Consider the following 5,490-nt stretch of genomic DNA (forward strand, 5'->3'; position numbering starts at 1 on the left):
CGTCTCCAGCGCGCCGATGGTCAGGTGCCCGCTTGTCGAACCTGCCGCTGCCTGCACGGCCGCGCGCGCCTCGCCGTCGAGCCGCAACAAATCCTCGGCGATCGGCTGCAGCGCTAGGCCTGCCGGCGTCAGCTCGAGACCGGACTTCGCGCGCGTGAACAGGGCAGCGCCAAGCTCGGCCTCGAGCGCCAGGATCTGGTCGCTGACGCTCGATTGCGCGAGGTGGACCACTTCTGCGGCGCGCGTGATGTTGCGGCTCCGCGCCACCGCAAGGAAGGTTTTGAGCAGTCTTGGATGCATCGTGTGGCTGACGCGCTATTGCAGCTGCGGTTTCTTCAGAAAACTGCCGCGGTCGGCGGACTTGACGCGCAGCCAGGTTTCGCGGCCGTCGCGCAGCACCCGCATCGGAATCTCGGCACCGGCCGAGCCGCTCTCCCACAGCTTGCGATAGAAATCGGCGAGTCCATCGACCGCGCCGTCGCGGATGTCCGAGATGATGTCGCCCTGGCGCAGGCCAGCCTTGGCCGCCGGACCGCCTTCGGTCACGCTCATCACCACCACTCTGCCATCGCTTTCGGCCGACAGGGCGCCGAGCCATGGACGCGGCGGCTTGGCCACCTGGCCGCGCGTCAGGAGATCGTCGAGTATGGGCGGCAACAGATCGATCGGCACCACCATGTTGATATCGGCGACCTCGCCATTGCGGCTCATCTGCAGGCGCAGCGAACCGATGCCGAGCAGCGAGCCATCGGCGCCGAACAGCCCGGCACCGCCCCAGGACGGGTGCGCCGGCGCAATGAAGATCGCCTCGTCGAGCAGATACTCCCAATAGCCGGCGAATTCCTGCTTGGTGACGATCCTGGCCTGCACCGACTGGCCGATGCCGTCGGCCAGCACCACGGCGTCGCCGATCCTGGCCTTGCCGGCATCGCCCAGCGCCACCGCCGGCAGGCCGAGCGGCGCCAGCGCCTGCACCAGGCCGAAGCCCGATTCCTGGTCATAGGCCAGCGCGTGCGCGGGGATGACGCGGCCGTCATGGCTGGTCAGCCAGACCTCTTCCGCTTCGGTGATGAGATAGCCGATGGTCAGCACCAGCCCGTCATTGCGAATGACGACGCCGCTGCCTTCCCTGAGCGTGCCGAGCGCCCCGGCCGTAAAGGCATCTTCGGGAACAGTGGCCCGCACGGCCACGACCGAGCGCAGATTGGGATTGATGGTCATGCTTTTGTCCTGGGTGGGCTTTGGCGACATCTTCTATAGGTATGCCACGCAGGAGAAGGCGCAAGGGTAAGGAAGAGCCCAATTGCCGATGTTGGCACTGCGGGCATCGATAATAGTTCAACGCAAGTTGAACTTACACATCCGCAGCCCTAGTTAATGGCGACCTGCCATCCTTCCCCGACACGAGGCCACGAAATGACCGACTACACACCGCCGAAAGTATGGACCTGGAACAAGCCGAGCGGCGGAGCCTTTGCCAGCATCAACCGGCCGATCGCCGGGCCGACGCATGACAAGGAACTGCCTGTCGGCAAGCATCCGTTGCAGCTCTATTCGCTGGCGACGCCGAACGGCGTCAAGGTCACCGTCATGCTGGAAGAGCTTCTGGCGCGCGGCCACAAGGGTGCCGAATACGATGCCTGGCTGATCCGGATCAACGATGGCGACCAGTTCGGCAGCGGCTTCGTCGAGGTCAATCCAAACTCCAAGATTCCGGCCCTGATGGACCACAGTGGCACCACACCGGTGCGCATCTTCGAATCCGGCTCGATCCTGGTCTATCTCGCCGAAAAGTTTGGCGAATTCCTTCCGACCGAACAGCCGGCCCGCGCCGAGGTGCTGTCCTGGCTGTTCTGGCAGATGGGCTCGGCGCCGTATCTGGGCGGCGGCTTCGGCCACTTCTACGCCTATGCGCCGGAAAAGTTCGAATATGCCATCGATCGCTTCTCGATGGAGGTGAAGCGTCAGATGGACGTGCTCGACCGCCGGTTGGCCGAGACTGAATATCTCGGCGGCAAGGACTATTCCATCGCCGACATGGCGGTGTGGCCCTGGTATGGCGGGCTGGCACTCGGCCGCATGTACAATGATTCCGGCGAGTTCCTGTCGGTGCACGAGTACAAGCATGTGCAGCGTTGGGCGAAGGCCATCGACGCCCGCCCGGCGGTCAAGCGCGGGCGCATGGTCAACCGCGCCTTCGGTGAGCCTGCCATGCAACTGCATGAACGCCACGACGCCAGCGATTTCGAGACCAAGACGCAGGATAGACTGGCCGCCGAATAGGCCATCGCGGGTCGCGGCAAAGGAAACCCGCCCCGACGCGACGTCGGGGCGGGTTTTTCCCAAGGTCCAGTACTGCGGAATCCCTAGTGCAGCACTTCAACAATCTGGCGGGTCTCCGGATCGACGAGGACCGTCTGGTCGTTGATCACCGCGACGCGGTATTTGACGTCGGGCACCTCACGCAGTTCGACCGTATCCGGCACCGACGAGCCGAGCTTGAGCTCGACGCCCAGAAGGTTCACCGAGGCAAGCGGTTCTCTCTTGATGTATTCGCGAACGACTGTCTCCTGCTCCGGCTGGACGACGACGACGTTTTCCGCCAGCGCCGCACCAATCCCGCCCATCAGGACGACGGCGGTCGCCGCGCTCGTAAGATAAAGTCTCATGGCCATCTCCTAGTGATAACTGAATTCCGCCCTCCATAAAAACTCCACCGCTGCCATGCGGTTCCATCGTAACTTCAGAATTGAAGATATTACGATTGCAGCCTGGATATTGATTGGTTGCTGATCAAACATTCGGCAGACAGCATTCAAGAGTTTGAAAACTTGCACAGATATGTACGGATATTTAAAGGGAAAAAATTCAATCTGAGCACCAGTGCGCCAAATCGGCCGCGCATCCGCCTCTTCATCTGGACGATTTGAAAGGCTCCAGCACGAAAAGGGCTCGCCCCGCCGGGAGCAGAGCGAGCCATAACGGCACCGATGGAGGCGGCAACCTCATCGGCACTGCCAGAGAACGCGAAGCATCAGCACTTGTTCCCAACCTGTCGGCCTGAGCACAATGCGGAGCGGTCGCGCATGCATCCTGTTCCCATGATAACGCTGGCCGAAATCTCCAGCAGGGATATGCTCAGAAGCCGTCTCAGCGACCAAACACCTTGCCGTCGGTCGTGATCGCGCTGGTGGCGACGTTCCCCGAGCGCCCCGGCGCACGCGCTCGAGTGGACGGCCTGGTATGGAAACGCCATTCCTGATCGGTCCCGGTCACCCGGTCTCAAAGCTGGACACCGTCGCGATGCAATGGCGGAAAGGCGTCTACCGGATCCTGGCTCGGCACGATGTCATGTGCGCGCCTGAAGATCAGCCTCACGACGAGCACGAAGTAGCCGACCTGCAGGACAAGCAGCGTCGCTATCGTCCAGGCAAATGCCTCCCAGAAGGAGCCGGTGGTCATATAGGTCCAGACCGCGACGATGACGGCCGTGGCTGACATTCCTACCAGAAACTGTCCAAAATACATGGTTTCCAAAACCGTCGAAACCGCGCCGGTTCCAACCAGTCCCTGCCTCATTTCATTTCCCGCGGACAACATTTCATTATTTTAGCAACTTCGCAAGTAAGGGGTCAGTCGCCGCAATGCGTTCTCCATTTGCACGGCAACTTGGCAACTGTGCGGGCCGCGGCCGCGGTGCTGGCGGGCTGGGCTGACACGCCAGCCGTCGACAATCCAGAAGCACGCCGGTCTTTGCACTTCGGGTCCGGAACAAACGCCGGCACGCCGAGTTTCGCCTCCAGTTCTTCAACGATTGGAGGCCAGCATGGCACCTCGCAACAAACCAAGCGCCGACATCGAAGATGACGCACCGAGGGCGGATGGGCCGACCATCGAGCAGCAGGATTGGGATGCAATCAAGGGCGGCGAGATCCTGCCAGAGTCCGCGCCGGAAAACGGCGACATGCGTTACGGCGTCGAAAAAGACGGCGATCTGCCGGACGAGGACGACGATAACGCGTACCAGGACAGCGACGACGCCCTCCCCGATGATGAGGAAGAAGCCGCAATCACGCACGATCAGACCCGAGAGGGCGGATTCGACGAGACGTGAGCTATTCGTCGCCCGAGACATGACTGCCTGTTGTTGAACTTGCCAAAGCCACATTTTCCATGCCCGGTTCGCGGGCGATTTTGCTTGGCCAGCTAAGTTTTCCGCCCAGGCAATATATCAGGTTTACCTAAAGTAACGGAACATCCAAGGGACATTATCGGAACTGAACAAGGCCCCTTGGACCTTTGCGCTCGGCAGATAAGACCTTGGTCCTACAGGAAAAAGCAAAAGCCCAAAGTGACCGATTGAGTCTTCCAACGAGGGAACATCGGGCCTCGCTTGTCGTTTGTCGCAGAACTCGGCACCGCCGGGTGTCTGGAGAACGCCGCGATGGCCCACCGATCCACCATCATCAAGACAGGCTATGGCCCAGGAACGGCGATTGCCGTGCTCATGGTTGGATTGACGGCGGTGGGCATCGTGTTCCTCATTCTCGGCAGTTCGCTTTACTTCAGCGAGCAGCCTACGGATCAACGTGTCTTGTCTTCGCCGCCGGCTCGATCGATACACACGGCCCGATAACCGAGCGGCAAACTGAACGAGCAACTGCTGGACGATAGCGACGAGCAGGCCGGCGTATGGTGAAGATAGAGGGTTCGCCAGGCGCCGAAGCGGCTTGCGAACCCTCTCAGCGCAGGAAGGGACGTTGCTGCGCCGATCGACGACATGTCAGCCAAGGACTATTCCCATCACCAGAAAGGTAACGGCTGTCGCGAAAATCGGTGCGAGCAACCAGCGCGCTTGGCCAACACTTTTGTCCATCTGTTTCTCCGAATTCCGGGAGACAAACAGCCGTGAACAGAGAGCCGTTCCCGTCGGTAAGACCAATGCGCTCTCGGGCCAGACTTAAGTCGCAGACAGCATCCGACCGAAGCCCAATCTGAGGAACATTTTCAGTTGGCTCAAGTTCAGTTGCCGTCAGCGTTGGACGATCTTGTCATGCTGACTCGCAAGGAGAAACAGTATGAAAATGCACCTAACGGGCGCCGCAGCGGCGCTGTTGCTGTTGGCCGGAGTGGGCGCCGTTGCCGCTCAGGACGTTGTCATCCAGCCTGAACAGGACACGGTCATCCGCGAGTATGTGAAGAAGCAGCCCCTCGCTTCGGTCAAGATTCCCGGCGTGGAACTGAATGTTGGTAGCGCGTTGCCGGATACGGTCGAGCTTCATGAGATCCCCGACGTCAAATACCGCTACGTAGTGGTCGACAACCGCACCGTCCTGGTGGATCCGGGCACCCGCAAGATCGTCAAGGTCTACGACTGAACTTGGAATTGTCCCAAACCCGCCGCCAGCCATGGCGGCGGGTTGCCCATGTCAGTTTCCAATCAGGACGAGTGAAGATGATAAGCAAAGCTGTGACATCCCCTGCTTTGGG

7 protein-coding genes are annotated in these 5,490 nt (G+C 60.8%); 3 read left to right on the top strand and 4 right to left on the bottom strand.

The annotated features are described in order from the left end of the window. Together ENZ74_RS20115 and ENZ74_RS20120 are read right to left on the bottom strand one after the other, a co-directional pair. A partial coding sequence (locus ENZ74_RS20115) for a LysR family transcriptional regulator (protein WP_164761096.1) occupies positions 1 to 300 on the bottom strand: 300 nt, incomplete at its 3' end. A gap of 15 nt (positions 301 to 315) precedes the next feature. Continuing rightward, complete coding sequence (locus tag ENZ74_RS20120) at positions 316 to 1,221, bottom strand: S1C family serine protease (protein WP_024501724.1); 906 nt, start codon at positions 1,219 to 1,221, stop codon at positions 316 to 318. Between the two features lie 195 nt (positions 1,222 to 1,416). Here ENZ74_RS20120 and yghU point away from each other — a divergent pair, with 195 nt between their 5' ends. Continuing rightward, complete coding sequence (gene yghU / locus ENZ74_RS20125; RefSeq protein WP_013530630.1) at positions 1,417 to 2,283, top strand: glutathione-dependent disulfide-bond oxidoreductase; 867 nt, start codon at positions 1,417 to 1,419, stop codon at positions 2,281 to 2,283. Positions 2,284 to 2,366: 83 nt separating this feature from the next. On the opposite strand, the gene ENZ74_RS20130 is transcribed toward yghU, so the two are convergent. Further along, entirely contained in the window at positions 2,367 to 2,669 is a 303-nt protein-coding gene (locus tag ENZ74_RS20130; protein WP_013530629.1) for a DUF1236 domain-containing protein, read from the bottom strand. 613 nt (positions 2,670 to 3,282) lie between these two features. Further along, positions 3,283 to 3,501, bottom strand: a complete 219-nt coding sequence (locus ENZ74_RS20135) for an exopolysaccharide production repressor protein (protein ID WP_224674556.1) — start codon at positions 3,499 to 3,501, stop codon at positions 3,283 to 3,285. A 325-nt stretch (positions 3,502 to 3,826) separates the two neighbouring features. Between ENZ74_RS20135 and ENZ74_RS20140 the strand changes: the two genes are divergently transcribed. Both ENZ74_RS20140 and ENZ74_RS20150 read left to right on the top strand, forming a co-directional pair. Further along, positions 3,827 to 4,114, top strand: a complete 288-nt coding sequence (locus ENZ74_RS20140; RefSeq protein WP_063168625.1) for a hypothetical protein — start codon at positions 3,827 to 3,829, stop codon at positions 4,112 to 4,114. Positions 4,115 to 5,078: 964 nt separating this feature from the next. Beyond that, entirely contained in the window at positions 5,079 to 5,378 is a 300-nt protein-coding gene (locus tag ENZ74_RS20150) for a DUF1236 domain-containing protein (protein WP_013530625.1), read from the top strand. Positions 5,379 to 5,490 lie beyond the last annotated feature (112 nt).

Origin of the sequence: Mesorhizobium sp. M7A.F.Ca.CA.002.15.2.1, from assembly GCF_003998715.1 — a bacterium.
Taxonomy (GTDB): Bacteria; Pseudomonadota; Alphaproteobacteria; order Rhizobiales; family Rhizobiaceae; genus Mesorhizobium; species Mesorhizobium ciceri.